We start from the raw sequence: 21,886 nt of genomic DNA, 5'->3' as shown, positions 1-21,886 counted from the left end.
GCCTCCTGCTTGAACTCTTCGCTATGCTTGATCATCTCGTCGGTCTCCTTGAATGAGCCTTAAACTCTCAAGTGACCGGCACAAAACCGTTACAAGTCCAATGAGCGGCCTCAGGGAAGGTAGCTGATCCGCCTTCACCGTGATGAACAGCCAGCTATCATCCGTCTCATTCTCTACCCAACGACGAATCGAAAAGCCGTTGGTGGTGTCGTCTAGATAGGCAAAGCTGCGCATTACCGAAGCAAGTTCCGCTTGGATGCCGGCGGAGGTCCGGTCCCCTTCCATGCTGATGAAGGCAGCGGCCTCGGTCCCCTCGGCGAAGGCGACGAGGTCCTTTAGCCCCGAGCGAAGAAGGCGATCGAGCAGGATGGAGACCAGCGTATGTTGCTGCCTGGCGAGCTTGCGCAGAACGCCGACCAGCGTACCGCGTGCGGCCTTCGCCCAGAAGGGATCGCCCGCCTTGTCGGGGATCGTGGACTGAGCGATCTGGTCGTAATGATATTCCCGAGGAACATCGACCCAGGGCGACCAATGGTCGGTTCGCTGATCTAAGGGGTTGAGGAGGATGTCCTTCCCTGGCCGATAGAATTTCTCCACAAAGGAGCCGGCGGTATCATAGACGATGGCGCGCTTTCCGTTTTTCCTGATGCCCTCCAGCATCGTCGTGATGATGTTAGTCTTACCGGTCCCAGGCGCGCCGCAAAGGACGATATGCTCCGGCTCGAATGCATGCGGCATTGTCACGCCGGCGATGGTGAAACTCCCCTTACGGTACCGGCGCAGGAGCCGCCGGATCGATCTGACGGTGCCGAACCGGGTGCCCCGCAGGAACTGGTTCGACCCCAGACCCCGCCCGGTCCGCGTGAAATAATACCAGGCCGAGCCGAGCGCGATGGCGGCGCCGATCCCGCCGATCAGGGAGCCCGTGATGAGCGCGGCTTCGCCCGCCTCTAGCGTCTTTCTCGCCACGCCGGAATTCAGCAGAGCCTCGGCCGTCGTCCAATATTTGTAACCACCAGGTGTCTGAAACTGGACCAGGTCGGCGGCGCCCCGCGTCGCATCCTTCCGGAATTCGGCGAGCGCCAGTTGAACCAGCACATAACGCTGGTAGGCGGTCAGGGTCTCGAAACAATACCAGATGATACCCATAACCCAGAGCACAAGACAGGCGGACATGGTCTGGAAAAAGACCTGGGTGGTCATTCGAACATTGTGGACGATGGCCTGGCCGCCGCGAGTCCAAGAGCCCAGCGTATCGTTGCGAAAGATGCTCATCGCCGCACCTCCCGCGCACCCGGATCTGATTCCAGTTCCGGATCAAGCAAGCCCCTCTCAGCAAGGAGAACGCGGGCCTCGGCCATACCCTGTTCGACGGCTTCCGGAGAGCGCCGCCCCACCGCGACTACGAGGATGGAAAGGATCTGAATGCTGGTGGCGAGGATCTCATCCTTGGACGAGAAGATATAGCCGCGATTGGGTTCGGCAGCCTGGGCCAGTACCAGCCGGACAAACTCCGACAGGCTGAGGTCGGCGGCAGCAGCGCGCCGGAAGAGGCGCTCATGGAGCCCCTCTTCGATACGTAAACTAAGTCTAACCACAGGTAAGCTCCATTAGCTGGAGCCCTGCGGATGTCGGGAAGCGCTGCCTTTATACCTTTGTTTTCAGTTGGGTGCAATTCGATCGACTGGATGACATGTCATACAGCTGAAAATGGCGGATTTCTAGGATTCACATGGCAACCGTGGGCAGGCTGTCCGACATGGGTGACAAAACCTGGGGTCGGGCGAATACCCGTATTCGACCATAAAGCATTGAACTTAAACAGGACTTTGTCGCAGCATCCGTGCGTAGGGTGCATTTCACCGGCCCGGGGGCCGTGCGTCCGCCCTTCGCAGCGCTCGGTCGCTGCGCCCGTCATCAAATGGCGGAGGCGGCCTCTTGAAAACGGGGTAGACGCCGCGCGTTAGCGCGGCCGATCGGTTAACAGCGTTGCAGGCGTCTGCTCCCTTGGGAATAATCAGGGGTGGCGGGCAGACCCCTTGCAATGAGGAGTCGATACATGCCCAAGATGACAGATCGCGAGCGGCTCGCGAAGATAGAGGCAGACCAGCAAAGCCTCGCCCAAGAGGCGGAATCGGTGCGGCGGGCTTTACGTGCGCATTATGGAAAAGTCGCGACGGAACTTGCCGTCGAAAGGTTGAGCGAGCGTGAATTTCGGGACGTGCTTAGCCACGCTATCCGGGTCGGCGGCGCTGCGATAGCAGCGCTCAAGACATTTTCACGGGCCAGCGCGCCTCCTGAACAGACGCCGCTAAAGAAGCCTGCCGAGGCGCGACGCAAACTGCCGCAAGGCGGTGGAGCGAATGGAGAAGGGGAGGCGCTGTTTGTCGTACAGCTATAGCAATATGGGACTGTGCCGCAGGCACCAGAAAGGGACCGGCGCGCATTGGTGGGCCGGTCCCTCTCTCTTCTGTCGTCGGGTCTAGGCGGGTATCACGCGCCGCCTGCGTTTGAAGGGAATGTCCGGTGCCTGTTCGCTCTTCAAAAAGACATGTGTCGGCACGCGATGCCCCCTCTGCGGGTTGAACAATTCATAGAGACTCGCCTGAATGCCTGACCCTTCGCACAGGATCGCCTCAACCGGCATGAGCGCGGCAATGTCGCGATTTCGTTTGAAGCCTGCGTCTTTACCGCGCCCATAGATGCCGAAGGTCACGCATGGCACGCCCCTTTGCGCAGCCCATGCGGAGGCGGCGGCATCCACTCCCAAGCGCTGCCCGGTCGTGACAAGCACCATGCGGGGGATGCGCGTCCTAATCTGGTCGAGGCGGTTCCATATGATGCGCCCGTCATGCCAGTTCTGCGGGCCCGACACGACTACGATCGGGCCTTGCGGTTCATAGCGCTCGCGCCGCTTTTCCGCTCTGACGCGCAGGAAGTCGAGCGCAGAAATCTGGCTTGCGGTCGTGACATGGGAGGCCCGGGACCCGCGCGCCGGGGACCATGGGCGGCCGGAGCAGGTGCGGAACATCGCGGCGGCATAGTCTCGCATTGCCTCGATGGCGGCGCGCTGTTCCGCTATAGACTGGCATTCAAGCTGCGTGTCCTCTAGTTCCTTCATGAAGACTTCCCCTGGCTCTAGCCGCCTCGCCATATCGCGGATGTTGTCGGCAAGCTGGTCCTCGCGCCGCTCCAGTTTTCCGGCCACAAAGTGCAGCGAATTCACGATGCCCCATGCGACTTCCGGTGCCAGCGCTTCAAGGCGAGTGTCGGTGAAGAGTTCGAAAATCGATGCGATGATGCCGCCGCATTCGGCCTGCGCCGCGATGGGTTCGGGCATCTCGAGTTCGGCGGGTTCCGCGCCGCGTTCCATGATGGTGAGCGGGATCGGATCGCCAAAGGACGCCTGAAAATCAGGCGTGGCGATGAGTTCGGCATAAAATTCCGGCAGGTCGCCAAAGCTGCTAACGCTCCGGGAGGCGGTTGGCTTGCTCATGAGGTTGCTCCTTCCTGAGAGGATGACCGTTCAGGGCCGGGAGAGCGTGGCGGCGCGTCCCGGCCCGTTTTGCAAAGCGCCTTAGAACGGCACCTCATCATCAAGGTCACTGCGCCGGCCGCCGGTATATTCGCCGCCTGCCCCTGCGGTGCTGCCGTCCGCAAAGCCGCCACCCTGCCGTCTGCCAAGACCGCCAGCGCCGGCTTCTTGGCGCTGGCCGCTGCCAGACCGTCCGCCAAGGCCGCCGCTTTGCGCGTCCCGGTCGCGGCCGCGCCGCCACTGGACATCGAAGCCATTGCGCTCATCGCCGAAAAGGGCGATCGACAGCGGCTCGGGGAAGCTCGGATCATCGATCATCCCGGAGAGAAACGTATCGCCGCTGCGGTTCATCTTGCGTTCCCAGACCGCGCCGATCTGGATTTCATCGCCTGCGCGGTTCGTCTCGAAGACCTCATAGAGCGGAGTGGCGTCACTCTGTCGATCCGTTACCTTGCGCATGATGAGATAAGGGAAATGCAGTTCCCGCGTGGCGATCTTGCCGACAATATCGTTGATGCGTTCATCAAACTTGAAGTTTCCGATCTTCATGATTTCATCCTTTCATCTAAAATGCGGCTTAGGTTTCCTTCCCTGTCCGCATTTTTAACTTAGCCCCTTCCCTGAATTTCTTCCATCTCATTGATTTCTTGACAGATTTCCCATCGCACCTGGTGAGCCCGAGCACAAAGACCGCCGCGTAGCGGCCAAAATGACGCACCGGCCGCCCGCGGCCGGTTCCTTATCGAAGGAGAGGGAGCGTGGGCCGGCTTACAAGTCATCGCACCCGGAGCCGCCCTCGCAGGTCTGAAGGCGCAGGACCGGGCTCTTGGCTACAACAGGCACGGGAGGGGCTTAGCGTAGCCTGGTGAAAAGGGGCCGGCGCCGCCGCTGAAACGGACAAACGCTGCCGGCCCCTTTTCGCCTGGCGGAGCTTGGCGCCGACGCAACTCGTTGTGGCCGAAACCGGTTCTGCAACGCGCAGAACCTGCGAGGGCGGCGAAGGGGGTGACAGCTTGTCCGCCGGCTCCACGAACCACATCGCGCGTAGCGCGATTCCATAGGCGGAGCCTGAAATGCGCAGGTTGCGCACCAGACAATGACGTCAGCGGGAGGGAGCAGACCTATCCACCAACCTCGCGGAAGGGATCGTCAGGACACCAGCAGCCAGGATCCCGTAGAGGGCTTGGTTGGAGCGGAGCGGAGATAGAGTCCGGCGCCCTGCAAAGAGGGGCCTCAGGGCCGCCGTGCAGCTCGGGCCAGGGCGTAGCACCGACGGAGCGAGAGGCTCTCAATCCGCGGGCACATTTAATGGCGACAGTGATCGAAGTGATTCGACCGTACACGGTTCAGCGATCAGGTAAACGCAGTGGGAGCATTACGCGCAAGCTTGATCTATGTGCCGAAAGCGGTGCTCAGTCGGGCCGCGCGAGGGAACGCGCAGCCCGCCTTCCGGGGAAGATACAATCTGCAACCGATAGACCGCTCGACCTAAATATTGGAGCAAATCCCGATCGCGTTCCGGCCATCCGATGCAAACGCTCTTGAGGAGCCGTTCACGCCCGTGGATTGGGAATGCAGTCTGGGCCATCCATTCTCGATGTCGCCCAATCTTTATCTGGCGGGTGGGCATTGGTGTCCCGCCTGTCAGACCGACCTCGAAAGCCATCCTAGAGTGGCAGCGTCAAATCCATTTTTCGCGCAGGTGTGGCCAGTCCCGTCCGCTCAGGCATCGGCTATCCACACCGATTTGGCCAGACTGAAGTAACACTGGTTTCGCACCGGCAACGGCGTTGCCATCTCGACCATCCCGCATCACAAGGTGATGATGGCATGCCGAAGCACCAGCCCTGCAAAACTGTCTCTAAAAAGGGGACGTCCTAATTCGACAGAGATGGCCCTGCTCGAGCAGGCGATCCTTGCGACGGCGAGATGCATGTTTCTGCCCGATGGCTTACGACGGCGTATCGATGGAGAAGATCGCCTCAGAAACCGGCCTCGCCCGTACAACGCTTTACAGCCGTTTCCGACGAAATCCGACCTGTTCCGTTCAGTCGACGGGCGACGTCAAAGACATAGGCGAGGTTCTGTGCCTGCGCGTGGCGGACATGGCTTCGCTGCTCGTCGATCCGCTGTTCCGCGGCCTTCATGCGCTGATCCTTCTGAACCGCCGTCGATTTCCCGACCTTGCACCACTGATGCATGAACTCGGTTATTTGAATGCGGTTCGGCTGCTGGCGCAAGACATCCGAGCCGCCGCGCAACGGACGGCACTTCGCAACCGGAAGCCGTGGCTGAACATATTCTGACCGCCGAAGCGTATCGGAGGAAGGTGGTCGATCTCATGCTCCTCGACCGCGATCTCTGGTGATGCGGAGCGGCAGCCGGCGCCAATAGGAGCTTGCGAGCGGGGGACCCCGCTCGCGCCTGTGATCACCGGCTCGCCTCCAGCCGCCCTGCGGCAGCCCATCCCGCCGCGACCGGTTTCAACTTTTTGAGCGCGGGATTGCCCGGATCGATCATGCCGTTCTGCGGCACATTCTCCACAGTTACCTTAAGCATGTTCGGACCTGGTCGCAGCGCATCCGTGACATCGATGCGGAACGGCGCCGCGATGACCGGAGGTAAAGTGCGGCCGTTGATCGTCACTGTCGCCATGTCATACACCTGGCCCAGATCGAGACTGACGCGCGTGCCTGGCTTGAGCCACGATGAATCGACGCTGATCGAACGACTGTAGATGGCTTCCCCGGAGAAGCCCGCCAGCTCCGACACCTTGCTCCAGTCCTGCAGCGCGACCTTGCCGAAATCATGAGCATAGGGCTTGCGCGCCACATGACCGGACACCGACAGTGCCCAGCCTTCGGCGGGCAAGGCTGCCGATCCCACTACCTCGGAGGCCGCGACGGACTGCGGACGGGTTCTGGGATCAAGAACGAGAAGCACGCTCTCGCCAGCGGAAAGCGACAGAGGCACCTGGGTCATGTCCGCCGCAGCACTGGCGGTGACAGGATTTACGCTACCGTCCATTGCGTTCCAGCGCCTGACGCCGCCCACACCCGGTAGGGACACCGTCAGACTCCGCGCGGCATCAGCCCGATTGTGAATGAAGGTGACCGGCTGCCCATCCACAATGCGCTGAACGAAAACAATATCAGAAGCATCGCCCTCGAAACGCAGATTGCCTGCGACGCCTGCTGCGCGGATCGCCTCTGGCAGCTCCACTGCAGGCACGATCTTGGCGCCCGCCTTCATCGCAGCAGCCACAGCTTTCTTCACGCGGGCGTCGCGCGCCTTCGCGTGGGCCAGTCCTTCATCGCGGCGGGGTGCGTGATCGGTGAAGAAGACGGGCAGGCCCGCCTTGGCAAAGCCTGCTATCGCTTCCATCGTGTCGGCCCGGATGCCCTCGATCGGCGGCAGCACGAGCACGCCATATTCGTGCCCGCCCTTTGAGATAAGACGGCGGCCCTCGACCCTCGCCTGCGCTATGGAGTCAGGATTGATCCGGTCGAAATCATATCCGGCGGCAAGGAACGCCTTCTCGCCGGCCTGCTTGCCCGCGCCCCCATCCTCGATACCGATATAGTAGCCGTAGCGGCCATAGAACCAGGCGACGGGAACGACAGACTTTCCCGCCTGCATGACGGCCTGCAACCGGCCCATATAGGCGGCAAGCGGCTTCATGGCTGGCCAGACGGGGTTCGTCTCATTGATGGGTCCGCTAAAGCCCAGAGAGAAGGGGCTCGGCTGGAAGGCGTGCCAGCCCGGCCAATCCTCCGCGTGGAAACGGTAGTTCATTCCGTGCAGGATCATGCTGTTGACCCCGCCGGCCATGATGAGGTCGATGCGCCGCCGCATCTCGGCCGGCGTGACGTTATAGGCCCGGTCGGGCCATACGAGGCTTTCGGCAGAGATGATGTGGTGTCCATAGAGATTGGCGGCAGAACGGGCGAGGCGCATGAATAGCGGATCACCGCTGTGAACAAGATCCTCGGTTTCCGGTATGTCGGCAAGCCCATAGCCGCGAATGGTATCGAATGCGCCGCCATGCGCCTGGAACTTGGCCTTCAGGCCATGGGCATGGTTCCACGCGACGAAGGGTTCAATGAAGCCCTCAATCATCATGTCAGACACGGTACGGCGATAATCCGCCCTGACACGCTCTGCCAGGTCGCTGTTCGCGGCTTCGAAATAGGGCGGCGAATAATGTTCGTCCCATGCCTGCATCCATCCCGGCTGGAGCACAAAGGGAAGATAAGGCGTCAGATCATATCCGCGCCGCTTCCTGAATTCCTCGAGCAGTTTTGGCCCCCACTGAATATCCTGCATCAGCTCAAGGGAATCGACGAAGGTCGAGCGGACGCCCGGCGGGTTCTTGCCCAGCGGATCGCCGGCGCGCGCAGCATGTGCTGCAAATGCTGAAGGATCCGTGTGATCCAGGATCAGTTGCGGTCCCCGTCCGGCCGCTCCCAGCACACCGACATCGGAAGCAAATTGCCGAAATACGAAGACCTGCCACTCACCAGCCGGCGGCGTCCAATCGAGCGTGCCGTCCTCCCGCAGCTTGTCGGTCAGAACAATGCGGCTGGCTGGATCGAGCGTGCCGGAGGTCAGCACATCACTCCAGGGAGAAATGGTCATCCCGTTCATGCCGCTGCGCTTCTTCAGGTCAGGCGCGCTGCCCTTCATCGCAACCACCGCGACGGTACGGGCGCGGGCATGTAACCGCTTACCCCAATCCGCATATTTGGGATCTTTAGTACGCGGATCGAAAAAGTTGAGGGCGCCCAGCCTCTTGGTCCGCTTGGGCAGTTCGACCTTGATCGGGCCGGTCGTGCCGCCCTTCACCGCGGTACGCGCCATGGCCAATTCCGTGAACGCCTTTTCCGGCGGAATTGCTTCGCCGCCGCCGGACGGCCAGGCAGACCCCAAGGTATAGTCGAGACTGAGACCGGCGCTCTTCGCGGCTTCCGCCGCCGCGCGCAGGTGCGCGAAGAAGCTGGGTTCGGCATAGTCGTTGACCACCGCCCGCTCCTCCGGCGTCAACGTCACGAAATTCGGTGAAAAAGATTGCACCTCGGCGCCGCCGAAGCCCATTTGTGCCATCAGTTGGACCTCGCGTCGCAATTCCCCATCAGTGACAGCGTCCCCCGGCCACCACCAACGCAGGCGGGGCTTAGCCTCCATCGATGGCGACTTGAACGCCTCCGACAAGGACTGCGCCCAAGCCTGCACGTTCAGAACGGACAAGGCCATTGCGGTGGCTGCCAGAAGCTTTGCCGTTTTCCTCTTGGCGAACATGATCTGATCTCTTTCTCAACGATGTGCTCGGGGCACTTCAGGTGCAAAACTCTATCACGTACAGCAGACATCCGCGGCCGCCCTCATTCGGCGCGATCACTGATGTAGCCGAATGATTATCCCTCCCAGGATCACACAGCCTCGATCAGCGCTACGCCCTCTGCAGGTAGATCCAGGGTGATTTCGCCACGACCATTGAGCGTTCGCAGTTCAGGCGCAGCCAACTCTGCAGACTTGCGGATGATGTCCATTTGCTCTCGTGTGGGATATTGCGGAGACCCCATGGCCCGCCATGCAGGATAAGGGGAACCGCGCTCCTGATCGACATAGGTGACCTGTACCTGCTGCCCGGCCTGCGCGCCGCGCATCCTCACGATCATCGTCTTGCGCGTACCTGTGACCCTGCGATCCCGGCTAGCGCCAGGGATACCTGGCGCCTGCTGCACGTCGGCAAGGTTCCAGACCAGAGCTGAAAACTTCCCGCCATCTCTTGTCGAGGCCAAGGTGGGCCCCTTCGCCGCAAGCTTGCGATCGCCCAGCCGATTGAGCAACTTATACGTGTTGAACTCTGGTTTTGGGACGCTGCCACGGGCCAGCATACCCCAGCCATTCTGCCCTTCCTTGAAGACCCAGTTCGCGACCATATTCTCCTCATATTCGCCGCTGATCTGCCATTGGCCCATAGCATGACAGTGAGGAAGGCTTTGCGTGATGGCATGCGCGATCATAGCCGGGCTGTCGGACGACCATTCGTTCAGCCACAATTCGGTTCCCTTAAACCGGGTCGCATCGATTTGCTTGCGGGCGAGCGCCACGCCGGCAGGAACGACGTCATATTCCTTGTACTTTGCAGCCTGACCGAAGATCATGGCCTGATCGTCGCCGGGGTAAATGTGGGTGGACACAAAATCGACGGGTGAATTCGTCCTTTCGCAGTAGTCGAGGAACTGCGGAATCCACTGGATAGCCGAAGTCGCCGGCCCACCGATCCTGAGTGCAGGATCAACCGTCTTAACGGCGTGCGCGCTGGCCTTGTAAAGGGCAAAATATTCCTCCTGCGTTCCGGTCCAGAACCAGGATGTGAGGTTCGGTTCGTTCCAAACTTCAAAATACCATTGCCGCACTTCTGATAGTCCGTAGCGCTGAACGAGATGGCTAACGAATTTCTCTACCAGCTCCGACCATTTATCCGTTGAAGTAGGAGGATTGACATTCGCCTTATAGAATCCAAACTCTTTCTTTCCGCTCGCGAGCGCACGCGGCATGAAACTCAATTCCACGAAGGGCTGGACGCCGCGGTTCAACAATCCGTCATAGACGGCGTTAACATTCTGGAAATTGCCGTTCGCGCCGACGCCCAATTCATCGTTGAAGATTCCGTGAAAACGCACACGTCTCAGACCTGCCTCATTTTTGAAGCGCTCCAGATCCTTACGCCAAGGCTCTCGCATCGTGATTGCGGCGCGGTCTGATCCCATCACGCGCGACCAGATGTGGTCCAGCTTCCCAGTCTCGCGGCGCAAATCGATTTCTACAAGTTCAGTTGCATTAGCTCCGCCCACGCTTTGCCCCCATCCGGCGGAGGTCATCGCAGCAGCGCCAACCGCTCCGCCCATCGCAGCGAACTCGCGGCGCGTCCAAACAGGCGTCTCATCCATCCTAACTTATCCTATCCTTATGGCGAAACTGCTTAAGCGATGCTTGGTGCAGGCACGCTCATCTTGAACAAATCGGGGTTCGGCCTGAGGTGATTCCGTTTTCGTTCACAGCGTCGATGGCGACGCAATAGCCCTTGCCAATATTCAGGCTGGCCACGGTGATTGAGGTCTGACCGTCATAGACCTGGTAATTCTGGTTCATAAGGTTGGGGCGGACACCCAATCGCACGATGTAGAATTCGGCCCCGCGTGCCGGTGCCCAGTTGATCACCGCCTTGCGCCCGTCATCGCCGTCCCGCTTAAACCACACCTGCCGCACCTTGGCGGGCTTTACCCCTCCGCCATTGCCGAAGACGCGCAGATCCGAAAGCGAGAACTTACCGCCGTCTGGAGAATGGAAGTTGCGGAGCCGAACGTAGCGAGCACGCTCCGGCTTGGGCAGAACCTCATAGTCATGGGGGGCGTCGACGCCGTTCCGCAAGCGATCGACAGCGGCTTTCCATGTCCGGCCATCCAGCGACAGTTCGAGGACGTACTTATAGACGTCCGCGCTGATCCCCAGCGCTTTAGCGTCCTGATCGGCGAAGTTGATCTGCACCGCCTCGATCCGCTTGGGGGCGCCAAGGTCCACCTGAAACCATTCGCCTGCTCCGCCGGTCTTGGCCGACCACCAGCTGCGCACTTCCTCATCGACTGCGTCTTGCGCAGGGAAGCCGTCCAATGTCGAAGAGGCGCTCACGCCTTTCCGGCGCGAGAGCAGCATCCATCCTGTGAGCTTCCGGCTGCCCCTGACATAGCGCGGATAATCACCCAGATAGGTGTCGGCGATCACTTCACTCGATTGTGAGAAGCTGGTCGGAAACAGCCCCAGCCGGCGCTCGAAGATGTGCCGTTGAGAAATTGTCATCGTTCCCACGTGCCACCACTGGCCGTCTTTTCCCTGGAAGGTCGATCCATGCCCTGCTCCTGCGATGAAGCCGGTGGGCTTGAACGCAAAAGGACTATAATCCTGATAGACGAACGGCCCCATGGGTTTGTCGGTCACCAGCATCCCATTGGCATAAGTCCTGAACTCCGTGCCAGGGGCTGAATATTCAAGATAATAGCGCCCTTTGCGCTTCGTCATCCAGGCGCCCTCGACGAAGGTCAGGTTTTTCAGCCTCTCGTTCCGATCGCCCGGAACTTCCCAGCCGCGCTCGTCCGGTTTGCGCGATTGAGGGATGTCCACCTTCGCGATCGGCTGAAACGTCTTGGGATCAAGCTCCTCAGCATGAAGGGGGCCTTTGGATGTCAGGCCATGATAAAGGTAAAGCCGACCATCATCGTCCCGGAAAAGAGCGGGGTCTTGATAGCCAGCATCGATATCTGCGGCCACACGCCAGTTCCTGCTCATCGGATCCTCCGTCACCCAAATGTGCCGGGTGTCCTCGCTGGTGGCGAGATACAGCTTGCCGTCAATGGCCACGACGGTAGGAGCGAATTTGTCAGCCGGATATCCGGTGGGCTGGACAAACTCCCATCGCAAAAGGTCCGTCGAGTGCCAGTAGCCGCTCGAGTGCGAAGCAAAGAGCCAGTAGCGGCCCTTGAACAAGACAATGGTGGGATCTGCCGCTTCCCGGAACGCCTCTTTCGGTCGCGGCTGAAGCGGGCGAAACGGCGAAGGCACCTGATAGCGATAGGGTAGATCGACCGGGTTCGCATAGGTCGCAAATCGATCAGCACCAGCTGCTTGCAACGGATGGGTGGATGAGAATATCGCGCCAGCGACAATCAGGCAGGCAAACCGGACCATATGCGGCCTGGCGGTGGCATCGCGACCCGGAATCATTTTGCAGACTCTATTTGCCATGTTGCGCTGGCCCCCTCAAATTTGGAAATCTATTTTCTTGTTGTTAGAAAGCGGGCTGCATTTTGGCGCTACTTTGTGCACCGCCAAGGCGGGTCCAGGACCTGTGACAAGGACCCATTCAGTAGGTCGAGAGCTTCACCCGAAGCAGCGCAGGCTGCTCGTTGAAGTTGAAGCCATAGGAGATTTGATCACCATTCCAGCGACGGCTGGCTTGCCAACGGCCATTGATGAACGTCCCCTCTTCCGCGCTCATGATCTGTCCGTTCGCGGCCGGATCGATGGGCGTGAATTTGAAGCGGCTATACTGTCCGGCGACCAGGAATTCATTAGGTCCCAGTTGGGCAACAACACCACCCCCAACGGGCTCCTTCGCCCATGGCGGCGACTCCTGGTTCGGCCAGGGGATGTCGAAGCTGTTGCGGCCATAGGCGACGGAGATCTTCCAGCTGCCCATGGACGTTGAGTCTTCTCCCGCGCTGTTTTTGGCGGTGCCCCAGGTCGGATGCTTGCTGGCGATCGCGGCCCAGTCGCCCGCGATCGGCCGGAACAGGCGGTAAGGGGCGGCAAATGCCTCGATTGCGGCGGCGTCCAACTTTCTCGTACCGAGCGGGTAGTTGGAGTAGTTGGTGCCATCCATGCCAAAAGGCGCCCAGCCGATAGCCCCCCGCCCCAGCGCCGCCCAAAAGAAACGAGCAGCCCAGACCGCGTTGCTCGTCTCGGGGACAAACAGCGCATTGTCCGACCGGGCGTAGCGATCGAGCAGGCCCAGATAGGTTTTTTCGAGCGGCAGGTAGAGGTCAGGACCAATGAGGTCGAGCGCAGGCGCGGCAGTCTTCCAGATTGGCAGCACGTTCCAATTGGGACCACCGCTCGCGACCGAAGAGGCCATGGCCGTGCCCGTCGCATCGAAGACCGCAGCGTTAGTATAGAGGGGCAAGTTCTTCTCTGCCTTGCCGGCGGCAGCCACTTCTTGCACGAACCGCGCATAGGTCCACGCGGCAAATGCCTGGTCTGCTTCCTTACCGAACGCCTCCGCCCACGTCCCGGCCTGCTTTCCCGACGCGCGGCGGATGTCTTCGGGCACTGACTGGGCAAATAGCTGCTCGGCTGCAGGAGAATAGTCCCGAGCAACGCCATGGCTCCCGATCTCATTTTCAACCTGGACCATGATGACCGTGTGCTGGCGATCGGCTTCGCGCAAATGCCGCATCAGGGCCACAAAAGCCTTCCGATCGGCAGCGAGCGTCGCTTCGCCCAGTGGGGAAAGCGTGTTTGTGGGGCGGCCGTCCCTCTTATGCAGACGGGGGAAGCGCTTCGTATCGGCCTTCACCCATTCCGGCGTGTAGGTTGACTCGCCGTTCTTCCAGCTCCCAAACCAAAGCAGCACGACACGCATGTCATTTTTGCGCGCCTGGGCCAGCAGCGTGTCCACCCAGCTATAGTCGAACCTGCCCTCTATAGGCTCAAACTGCTCCCACGCGACAGGCACTTCGATCGTGTTGGCGTTCAACGCCTTCATCACCGGCCACACCTCAGGAAGTACTGAGGGGTAATTGCTCGAATTATGCACCTGTGCGCCCAGCATCAGATAGGGCTTGCCGTCCACCAGGAATGCATGCCGCCCATCTTCCGTGCGAAGGCGTGGTAACTCACCCGCCAGGGCGTGCCCTGCCAGAACAGCGCACGAGAGCAGGAGCGCCGGAAAGGAAATAGAGTGGTGCACATGATCTCCTGTCAACTGCCGACCGCTATACCTATATTCTCGGCAAAGTAAACAGCCTCGTTTCATTGTTCGGGTGCGTCCGCTTGGCCGCTCACTTGTCAGGCATCTCGCTTACGGGCCATTTTCCTCTGGCATCACTGCCGTTTGTCGCGAGGCCCGCGCAAGGACCAAGAGTCCTTTATTCGCAGCAGATATCGAATCCGCCTGGTCAAGTGACGCCGCAACTTGCCTGTGCTTCTCTTGAGGTGGCAAAAGTTGAAGCGTGAAGGAGCGCGGGGCATGCCGATCCCCTGCATGTAGGCAGACGCGTCCTATTGCCGAGGCCGGCTCAGCGGCCCGGGGCACCCACAGTCATAGCTTGTCGACTGCCGCCGCTCGCTGATCTTGGAAGCAGAATAGACTAGAACACCTAGCGATGAGGCGTTGCATCAACCTTTACTTTTACCGTTCCGCCCCAAGACTTCTTAATGGTCAGACGGCCCATCCGACGAAGTTCTGCTAGAGCCTCATCGACGCGTCTGTTTCCGTTGATGTGATTGAGCGTGTGATCGGCTTCGACCATCAGCACGGCCTCCTTTGGCGCCTTTATGCGATTGACAGCGGTAACAATTCCAGCTGGGGGCGCGACGATATCGGCTAGCCCCACCGCCGCGACCGTGGGAGCCCTGATGCGTGGCGCGAAGTTGATGATGTCGAAATATCGGCCGGTTTGCACCACGGCGGGGTCGGTGCTTGTCCAACTCGGATAACCCTGGCGACGACCATAGCGATCGCCGGTTATGTCCGCTCCCGCGGGAACGATCACCACCACCGCGGTGATCTTGCCAGGGTTCAAGCCAGCTGCGGCGAAGCTCTGTTGCCCCCCTTGGCTAGCCCCCGTCAGCACGATTGTACGGCCATCCCATTCCGGGTGGGAGCGGAGATAATCCACCGCCCTGCTCGCGCGCAGATACATGCCGAGGAAGTAGGATGTTTCCCGGCTACGATTGCCCCTAAGAAAATAATCGGCAGGAGCCGTCGCTTCATCGGGCGCCATGTCATGCGCCTGGATGTTCAGCACCAGCCAACCCTCCTTGGCTCGCTTGGCGGATTCGCTTTTCGGTAGCTTATAGACGCCGGCATATTGGAATATGATGAGGGCAGGATACTTGCCCGGTCCGCTCGGTTTGGCGAGATAGCCGTGTGCCTTGGACCCCAGGGCATCGAATGTGACGCTCGACATCTCGATCCCGGCTGTGGTCGCCTCCACTGGTGTCTCAGTAGCGTTCAGGGGCACTGCGGCCTGCGCCTTTAATTTGCGCGACCAAAATGCATCAAAGTCTTCCGGTTCAGCTTCACCGGGACGTATCCGCTCGGGCGCAACGGCCGCTCCAATGGTCAGTTTATTGCGCACAGCCGTGCTCAAAAGGGGGGTCGGCAGTGTTGGGGTGAGGCGCACGAGCAGCATGCCGGGATGGTTCAATTCTGTTGTGATCCTCCCCTCGCCCGACGAAAGATCCAACTCACCACTGAGCAGCTCGCGCTTGTTGTTTTCACGCACCGCATAGGTGTAACGGCGCGCCGCGCTACCGGACGCGGCGAACGTCCACCCAACAGGCTCTCGCACAGCATACACGCCCGTTGCGTGATCCGGCGTTACCTTCAGCGCCTCCGCTGTAGCCTGTGTCGCCTCTTGGGCACTGCCCGCAGTGGACAGGCAGACGGCCAAGACGGCCATTGTGATGACGCGCAACATCATTTTGTCCCTTTACGCCCTGCAGTGTAATCGCTTGATTTACAGCAGGATCAGGAAACCTCGAACTCTCCGGCGAGACCGGCAGCTTCGGCGGAAGGCGCGATCCACAGCTTGAACTTGCCCCTTTCGATGACGGGCTTCAGATCAACACCAAGGAAGGCAAGATCAGTAATCGCGAGGTCAAATGTGACCTGCTGCGAGCGCCCTGGTGCCAGATCGACATGCTGATAGGCCTTCAACTCGCGGATCGGCTGGGTGACGCTTGCCACCACGTCCTGGACATATAGCTGGACCAGTTCCTTGGCAGCATATTTGCCGTCGTTCTTGACCGTGACGCTCACGCGTAAGCGGCCATCTTTCGGTATCTGCTTGGACGACAGGACCAGATCGGCATAACCGATTTTCCCATAGGTCATCCCATGACCGAATGGAAACCGCGCCTCATATTTGGATGTAATATATCGTGCGTTGGTGGGTCGACCCGGCCGGCGATGCGCGTAATAATAAGGCACCTGCCCGGCTGAAATGGGAAAGCTGACGGGGAGGCGCCCCGATGGGCCTGTAACTCCGAACAGGATATCGGCGACGGCATTGCCCATTTCCGAACCCAGGAACCAGGTGACCAGGATTGCCGGGGCATTAAGGATCGCGCCTTCCAGCGCGAGTGCGCGGCCGTTGCGCAGGGCGACGACCATTGGCTTACCCGTCGCGGCCACTGCCTCGGCCAGCGCCTGTTGTGGGGAGGGGACCACGATCAGATCACGCGAGGCGCCCTCGCCCGACATCGCCTCGCGCTCGCCCACCGCAAGGATAATGATATCCGCCGCGCGGGCGGCCGCCACGGCTGCATCGATCCCGCCGTCAATCGGCGCCGAAATCTCGCTACCCTTCACCACGGTAACGAGCGAAGGGTCGCTGACCGCAGACCGCGCGCCGCTGGCCAGATCAACCGCTTCCTTGTTGTCGGCGAAGAGTGTCCAAGGACCGTGGAGATTGCTGGGTCCTTCAGCGAAGGGACCGATGATCGCGATGCGCTTGCCCTTGCGCGGCAAAGGCAAAAGGTCGCCGTCATTCTTGAGCATGACGATCGAGCGCTGAGCCGCCTCACGTGCGAGCGAGAGCGCCGGCTTCGTGCGCATGCGCGTCTGCTGGCGCTTGAGGTCCATGCGGCGGAAAGGATCTTCGAACAGACCAAGGCTTTCCTTGAGCGCGAGGACGCGGCCGACCGCCTCTTCCACGCGCTCCATCGGTACTTCCCCCGCCTGTACCAGCGAAGGCAGATGATCGCGGTAGATGCCACTCGCCATGCTCATGTCGAGCCCTGCCATGATGGCGATCCGTGCCGCGTCGCGCGCGTCGGCCGCAAGGCCGCGCGCTGCGATTTCCACATCGCCATTATAGTCGCCGACGACCAGTCCGTCGAAGCCCATCTCACCGCGCAATATGTCGGTCAGGAACTCACGGCCGCCATGGATTGGACGACCCGCAATATCCTCGAACGCGGCCATGACGGTGGCGCAACCTGCATCCACGGCAGCCTGGAACGGCGGCAGATAGACTTCGCGTAGCGTGCGTTCCGAAATGTCCGCCGTGTTATAGTCCACCCCGCTTTCCGCCGCGCCATAAGCCACAAAATGCTTCATGCAGGCGGCGACCGAAGCGTCATCGGCAAGAGACCGGCCCTGAAAACCCCGGGTCCGCGCGCGAGCCATGTCGCGTGACAGCAGCACATCCTCGCCCGCGCCTTCGACCGTCCGGCCCCAGCGTGCGTCGCGCCCTATGTCCACCATCGGCGCGAAGACCCAATCGATACCGGTCGCCGCCATTTCCACTGCCGCCGCACGGGCGGTGCGCTCGGCAAGGTCCGGGTCGAAGCTTGCCGCTTCGCCAAGAGGCACCGGAAAAACCGTGCGGTACCCGTGGATCACATCGCCCGCGAAGATCATGGGAATTCCAAGCCGCCCCCTCATCGCTGCCGTCTGAAGCTTGCGATGCGCTTCCACTCCGAAACCGTTGAACACGCCGCCCAGCCGCCCGGCCTGCGCGTCGCCCGTCAAATTCTCGACGTTGCGCAAGGCCGCCTCCGGATTGATCTTGGCCGCTGCGGCCGACGTCCAAGGTGTCGGCATGAGCGTGAGCTGCCCCGCCTTTTCTTCGATCGTCATCTGCGCGATCAACGACTTGACCCGGCTGGAGAGCGGACGGCGAACAGCGGCCATCGCCGCCGGAATGCCCGAGGCCTGCCATGCGAACAGGCAGGCGGAGCTGATCAGGACAGACCTGCGACTGAAATTGGTTTCGCGCAACATTCTTGGGCAACTCCAGTAAAAAGACACGCGGTCTGTCAACCGCTGGTTATGAGGTAAATTCCTTGCCGCTTGCGCAACGGGGCCCTTGCAGCCCGGCTGCCCAGCTGATCGCCCCGGCAATCATTTCACGGTGCTGCGGCTCCTGGTAAGTGGAGGCTGCGTGCCCCAGCGCGGAATAAAATGCACGCCCATCCTTCACGCAATGTGTCCAAACCATTGGATGATCGGGGCCCATGCGGATGTTCTTAGGCTTTGTGAAAGGCAGCAGCTTTTCCTCGGGGCGGTAAGTCCCCTCATCGATCGTCACAAGAATGTGGTAGCCCTTGTCGCGGGGGTTCGTCGCGAAGGAATACCATTCGTCGGAGCGGCGCCATGTCCGGCCCATATGACGGGTCGCGGGGTGGTCCCGATCCTCGACGTTGAGCGTCGCCATCTGGAATTGCGGATCCATGATATGGCCTATGAACTGGGTTCCGATCAGGTCATCCACATACCATCGCCAGGCATATTGCGGATCGCCGCCCGCTCCGTGCAGCCCGACAAAGCCACCACCCTTTTCCAGCCACTTGCGGAACGCGTCACGCTGTTCCTCGGTCAGCACATCGCCGCTCACGCTATTCCATATTACGGCTTTAAAGCGGCCAAGCTGGGCCGGGTTGAAAATGGCGGCATTCTCGGTCGTGTAGCTGTCCCAGCCGTGCTGACGCGCGATTTGCTCCAACGCGCGGTTGGCCGCAACGATCTGCGCGTCGTCGCGAAATCCATTCGTCTTGGAAAAGATGAGAATGGCAGGGCCATGCAGCCGAGCAGGTATGGGAGGCGGCGTCTCATCATAGCTGCTGCCGATGCCCAGCACCAACCGGCCGAAATTACCAGGTCCCACAGCCATCATGAACATTATGGAAAGGCCGACCAGAGTGAGGATCAGGGCCGCCGCGAGCACAGCCAGGACGCGGAGCACCTTCCTCTTCGCGATTGTCTTCATCACCTCACCCTTGGTCAACGTTGTTCAGCAGCTGGCAAGGTATAGCCCCTTATGACGAGAGAAGTAAACAGCCTCGTTGCATTTATACGAGATCCTGCTAGAGAGTTTGCCACTCATTGATGGAGAGAAGAAGATGAAGAAATTGATCCTGGCAGCGGCGGTTTTCGCGATGGCGCCCCTGCCCGCTTTTGCTCAGGCGACCTATTCGAGCTCGACGACGGAAATCGGCGCCCTGCTTGACGATCCGGCAGCAAAAGCCGTTCTGGAAAAGCACGTTCCCGGCATGACCACCAACGATCAGGTCGATATGGCTCGTTCGATGACACTGAAGGACATTCAGCAATATTCGCCCGATCAGATCACCGACAAGGTGCTTGCCGAGGTTGACGCGGACCTCGCCAAACTGAAGGCCAACTAAGCTTCAGGCGGCTGGCCGGCTATCATATGCTCCGGCCAGCCGCGTCAGGCGCGCCTGCGCCTCTACCAACTGTCTCTGCCGCGCAACAGCACATCTACCGCCTGGGACGCAAATTCCGCCGCCTCCTCAGGGCTGATCGTGCGCACCGTTTCCTCGGTCCTGCGCCAACCCTGGATCATGCTCAACAACTGCAGCGCCACGCGTCTGGGCTCCTTAGGAGGCACCGCATCGTCCTGAGTTCCTCTGATGATTTCGTTGGTGAGGAAACCGAGCTCGTAATTGTAGCCTACGTTGTAAAAAGTTTCAGCGATTTCAGGGAAGCGCTGCGCAGTCGTCATGATTAACCGGTCGAACTGCCGAACTTCAGGGTTAGCGAGCATGTGGACAAAGGTCTGCGCGTGACGCTTCAGGCTGTCCGGAAATTTCTCCGGCACGTCACTGTTTCGGGCACTTGCTTCATTGGACCAGTTGCGGACGCGATCTTCCACGACTGACTTTATCAGCGCTTCTTTGGTCGAGTGACGGATATAGAGGGTTCGTTTGGAGACACCAGCCGCCTGCGCCACCGCTTCCATCGAAGTCGCTTCATAACCGAGCGACAGGAACAGTTCTTTCGCGGCCGATAGAATGGCTTCCTCTATCTCGCCCGCCCTTTTGCTCGGTGGCCGGCCCATGCGCCGAACCCGCGTCGCTTTAGGTTCAGGTTTTGCGTCAACCCGCGAACCGCGCTTCTTGGCTTCCTTCACCCACATGTCCCGTCTTCGTTAGGCATGTCTCACTTATGGATATATCGTCTGAGCTGCAAGCCGCCCGAACACGCCAATTCCGGCGCCGGTCATTCGGATATTTCAACAAGTGCGACGCCTTCTGGCGGCAGGTCCAGCGTCAAGACACGCTGTTCATTTAACCGGCGCGTTTCCGGTGGCGCGAGTTCGGCAGCGCGGCGGATCTGCTCAATCTGATCCTTATTGGGATATTGCGGCGAACCTAATTCCCGCCATTTGGGGAGGGGCGAGCCCCGTTCCTGATCGACATAGCTAACGCGCACGCTCTTTCCTGGAGCAGCGCCTGTCAGTTTGACCTCGATCTTTTTGCGTTCTCCCGTAACGATCCGCTCCTTGCTCATGCCTGGTATCCCCGAAGGCTGCTTCACTTCGGCCAGGTTCCATATCAGTGCGGCTGCGCCGGTCCTGGTCTTGCTGGCAAGAGCTGGGCCGGTGGCTGCCAGCCGACGCGGCCCGAGCCGGTGCAGCAACTTATAGGTGTTGAACGACGGGCGCGGGATGCCGCGCTGGGCAATCATGCCCCAGCCCCCATCGCCTTCCTTGAGGATGAAATTCGGGAAGTTGATCTCCTCAAACACATTGCTGATGCACCATTGCGACATGGCATGGCAGTAGGGCAGGCAATTGTTGATGACATGGGCGATCATTGCGGGGCTGTCGGACGACCATTCCGATAGCCACAGCTCGGCGCCCTTATACCGCGTCGCGTCGATCTGGCTCCGTACCTTGGCCATGGCTGCGGGGATCACATCCTTGTGGGGATATAAATTCGCCTGACCGAACAGCTCCTTCTGGTCGTCACCGGCATAGATATGCGTCGATACGAAGTCGACGGGCAAATTTTCCTGAGCGCAAAAGCCCAGGAACTCCGGCATCCATTGCGCTGCGGCGGTGGAAGGGCCTCCGACGCGAAGCTTTGGATCCACCGCTTTAATTGCGCGCGCCGCAGCCTTGTACATTGCAAAATAGTCGGCCTGGGTTCCACTGAAGAACCAGGTCAGGTTCGGCTCATTCCAGACCTCGAAATACCATTGGCGTACGGCACCAAGACCATAGCGGTCGATGAGGTGACGGACGAAAACGCCGATAAAATCACCCCACGCCTCCGGCGAGGCAGGCGGAGTAATATTAGCGTTATAGGTGAAGTTGAGCTTTGTGTTCCCGCTCGCCAGCTTCTTGGGCATGAAGCTCAGTTCGACAAAGGGTTGCACCCCTCTCGCCAGCACGCCGTCATACACATCATCGACATTCTGGAAGTTTGGGTCCTTGCCGTTCATGCCACCGGGCCAAACGCCAAGATCATCGTTGAAAATGCCGTGGAACCGCACGCGTTCCAGCCCCGTCTCGGCACGGAACCGCTCTAGATCATGCCGCCAGCTCTCGCGCATCGTGGCGGACGCCCGATCCGACCCCGCGCACCGCGACCAGATGTGGTCCAGTGCGCCCGTCTCGCGGCGCAGGTCAATCTCCACATGTTCAGTGGCGGTCTGGCCAAAGGCAGGCTTCGCAAGAGCGGAAGCAGCCAAGGCTGCTGCTCCGGCACCGATGATTTCGCGGCGATCCCACATGATCTGCACTCCTTTGGACGGTC

The 21,886-nt window shown here is 60.3% G+C and carries 15 protein-coding genes and 1 pseudogene; 3 read left to right on the top strand and 13 right to left on the bottom strand.

The window, feature by feature from the left end; translation table 11 throughout:
• Nucleotides 1–99 precede the first annotated feature (99 nt).
• Nucleotides 100–1,275 (bottom strand): annotated as a pseudogene (locus ACFO3E_RS14840) (type IV secretion system DNA-binding domain-containing protein); the annotation flags it as partial.
• Nucleotides 1,272–1,598 carry a CopG family transcriptional regulator gene (locus ACFO3E_RS14835; RefSeq protein ID WP_066529607.1) on the bottom strand — a complete coding sequence of 109 codons (327 nt, stop codon included), beginning with the start codon at nt 1,596–1,598 and terminating at the stop codon, nt 1,272–1,274. The pseudogene ACFO3E_RS14840 and the gene ACFO3E_RS14835, both read right to left, overlap by 4 nt.
• A 461-nt stretch (nt 1,599–2,059) precedes the next feature.
• On the opposite strand from ACFO3E_RS14835, the gene ACFO3E_RS14830 reads away from it, so the two are divergent.
• Nucleotides 2,060–2,401, top strand: a complete 342-nt coding sequence (locus ACFO3E_RS14830) for a hypothetical protein (RefSeq protein WP_066529611.1) — start codon at nt 2,060–2,062, stop codon at nt 2,399–2,401.
• A gap of 81 nt (nt 2,402–2,482) precedes the next feature.
• Here ACFO3E_RS14830 and ACFO3E_RS14825 read toward each other — a convergent pair whose 3' ends face one another.
• Both ACFO3E_RS14825 and ACFO3E_RS14820 read right to left on the bottom strand, forming a co-directional pair.
• Entirely contained in the window at nt 2,483–3,496 is a 1,014-nt protein-coding gene (locus ACFO3E_RS14825) for a DUF2493 domain-containing protein (RefSeq protein WP_066529615.1), read from the bottom strand.
• A gap of 81 nt (nt 3,497–3,577) precedes the next feature.
• Entirely contained in the window at nt 3,578–4,084 is a 507-nt protein-coding gene (locus ACFO3E_RS14820; RefSeq protein ID WP_066529619.1) for a DUF736 domain-containing protein, read from the bottom strand.
• 1,397 nt (nt 4,085–5,481) lie between these two features.
• Between ACFO3E_RS14820 and ACFO3E_RS14815 the strand changes: the two genes are divergently transcribed.
• Nucleotides 5,482–5,841 (top strand): hypothetical protein, encoded by a 360-nt coding sequence (locus ACFO3E_RS14815; protein WP_380805655.1) that lies wholly within the window; start codon nt 5,482–5,484, stop codon nt 5,839–5,841.
• Between the two features lie 124 nt (nt 5,842–5,965).
• Here ACFO3E_RS14815 and ACFO3E_RS14810 read toward each other — a convergent pair whose 3' ends face one another.
• The 7 genes from ACFO3E_RS14810 to ACFO3E_RS14780 form a co-directional block, all read right to left on the bottom strand.
• Nucleotides 5,966–8,833, bottom strand: coding sequence for a glycosyl hydrolase (locus ACFO3E_RS14810; protein ID WP_380805652.1), 2,868 nt, complete (start codon nt 8,831–8,833; stop codon nt 5,966–5,968).
• Between the two features lie 131 nt (nt 8,834–8,964).
• A complete protein-coding gene (locus tag ACFO3E_RS14805; RefSeq protein WP_380805650.1) occupies nt 8,965–10,491 on the bottom strand; it encodes a GH39 family glycosyl hydrolase in 1,527 nt (508 codons plus the stop codon).
• Between the two features lie 58 nt (nt 10,492–10,549).
• Nucleotides 10,550–12,319, bottom strand: coding sequence for a family 43 glycosylhydrolase (locus ACFO3E_RS14800; protein WP_380805648.1), 1,770 nt, complete (start codon nt 12,317–12,319; stop codon nt 10,550–10,552).
• Between the two features lie 139 nt (nt 12,320–12,458).
• Entirely contained in the window at nt 12,459–14,063 is a 1,605-nt protein-coding gene (locus tag ACFO3E_RS14795; RefSeq protein ID WP_380805645.1) for a DUF5597 domain-containing protein, read from the bottom strand.
• A gap of 409 nt (nt 14,064–14,472) precedes the next feature.
• Nucleotides 14,473–15,771 carry an acetylxylan esterase gene (locus ACFO3E_RS14790; protein ID WP_380805643.1) on the bottom strand — a complete coding sequence of 433 codons (1,299 nt, stop codon included), beginning with the start codon at nt 15,769–15,771 and terminating at the stop codon, nt 14,473–14,475.
• Between the two features lie 77 nt (nt 15,772–15,848).
• Complete coding sequence (locus ACFO3E_RS14785; protein ID WP_380805640.1) at nt 15,849–18,107, bottom strand: glycoside hydrolase family 3 N-terminal domain-containing protein; 2,259 nt, start codon at nt 18,105–18,107, stop codon at nt 15,849–15,851.
• A 46-nt stretch (nt 18,108–18,153) separates the two neighbouring features.
• The gene (locus ACFO3E_RS14780; RefSeq protein ID WP_380805637.1) at nt 18,154–19,092 is read right to left on the bottom strand and encodes a ThuA domain-containing protein; all 939 of its coding nucleotides are present in this window, start codon (nt 19,090–19,092) and stop codon (nt 18,154–18,156) included.
• 133 nt (nt 19,093–19,225) lie between these two features.
• Between ACFO3E_RS14780 and ACFO3E_RS14775 the strand changes: the two genes are divergently transcribed.
• Nucleotides 19,226–19,510: a hypothetical protein gene (locus ACFO3E_RS14775; protein ID WP_380805635.1), complete on the top strand. Its 285-nt coding sequence runs from the start codon at nt 19,226–19,228 to the stop codon at nt 19,508–19,510.
• A gap of 62 nt (nt 19,511–19,572) precedes the next feature.
• On the opposite strand, the gene ACFO3E_RS14770 is transcribed toward ACFO3E_RS14775, so the two are convergent.
• Both ACFO3E_RS14770 and ACFO3E_RS14765 read right to left on the bottom strand, forming a co-directional pair.
• A complete protein-coding gene (locus ACFO3E_RS14770) occupies nt 19,573–20,262 on the bottom strand; it encodes a TetR/AcrR family transcriptional regulator (RefSeq protein ID WP_066529634.1) in 690 nt (229 codons plus the stop codon).
• Nucleotides 20,263–20,345: 83 nt separating this feature from the next.
• Nucleotides 20,346–21,863: a GH39 family glycosyl hydrolase gene (locus ACFO3E_RS14765; protein WP_380805632.1), complete on the bottom strand. Its 1,518-nt coding sequence runs from the start codon at nt 21,861–21,863 to the stop codon at nt 20,346–20,348.
• Between the last annotated feature and the right edge of the window lie 23 nt (nt 21,864–21,886).

The sequence above is a fragment of the Sphingobium tyrosinilyticum genome, from assembly GCF_042654265.1.
Taxonomy (GTDB): domain Bacteria; phylum Pseudomonadota; class Alphaproteobacteria; order Sphingomonadales; family Sphingomonadaceae; genus Sphingobium; species Sphingobium tyrosinilyticum.
This window is presented reverse-complemented; position numbering and strand designations above follow the sequence as displayed.

What these genes read in the sequence shown, in the direction of transcription:
- ACFO3E_RS14830 (WP_066529611.1), top strand. Translation starts at nt 2,060, where the DNA reads ATGCCCAAGATGACAGATCGCGAGCGGCTCGCGAAGATAGAGGCAGAC.
- ACFO3E_RS14825 (WP_066529615.1), bottom strand. Translation starts at nt 3,496, where the DNA reads ATGAGCAAGCCAACCGCCTCCCGGAGCGTTAGCAGCTTTGGCGACCTG.
- ACFO3E_RS14820 (WP_066529619.1), bottom strand. Translation starts at nt 4,084, where the DNA reads ATGAAGATCGGAAACTTCAAGTTTGATGAACGCATCAACGATATTGTC.
- ACFO3E_RS14815 (WP_380805655.1), top strand. Translation starts at nt 5,482, where the DNA reads ATGGCTTACGACGGCGTATCGATGGAGAAGATCGCCTCAGAAACCGGC.
- ACFO3E_RS14810 (WP_380805652.1), bottom strand. Translation starts at nt 8,833, where the DNA reads ATGTTCGCCAAGAGGAAAACGGCAAAGCTTCTGGCAGCCACCGCAATG.
- ACFO3E_RS14805 (WP_380805650.1), bottom strand. Translation starts at nt 10,491, where the DNA reads ATGGATGAGACGCCTGTTTGGACGCGCCGCGAGTTCGCTGCGATGGGC.
- ACFO3E_RS14800 (WP_380805648.1), bottom strand. Translation starts at nt 12,319, where the DNA reads ATGATTCCGGGTCGCGATGCCACCGCCAGGCCGCATATGGTCCGGTTT.
- ACFO3E_RS14785 (WP_380805640.1), bottom strand. Translation starts at nt 18,107, where the DNA reads ATGTTGCGCGAAACCAATTTCAGTCGCAGGTCTGTCCTGATCAGCTCC.
- ACFO3E_RS14780 (WP_380805637.1), bottom strand. Translation starts at nt 19,092, where the DNA reads ATGAAGACAATCGCGAAGAGGAAGGTGCTCCGCGTCCTGGCTGTGCTC.
- ACFO3E_RS14775 (WP_380805635.1), top strand. Translation starts at nt 19,226, where the DNA reads ATGAAGAAATTGATCCTGGCAGCGGCGGTTTTCGCGATGGCGCCCCTG.
- ACFO3E_RS14770 (WP_066529634.1), bottom strand. Translation starts at nt 20,262, where the DNA reads ATGTGGGTGAAGGAAGCCAAGAAGCGCGGTTCGCGGGTTGACGCAAAA.
- ACFO3E_RS14765 (WP_380805632.1), bottom strand. Translation starts at nt 21,863, where the DNA reads ATGTGGGATCGCCGCGAAATCATCGGTGCCGGAGCAGCAGCCTTGGCT.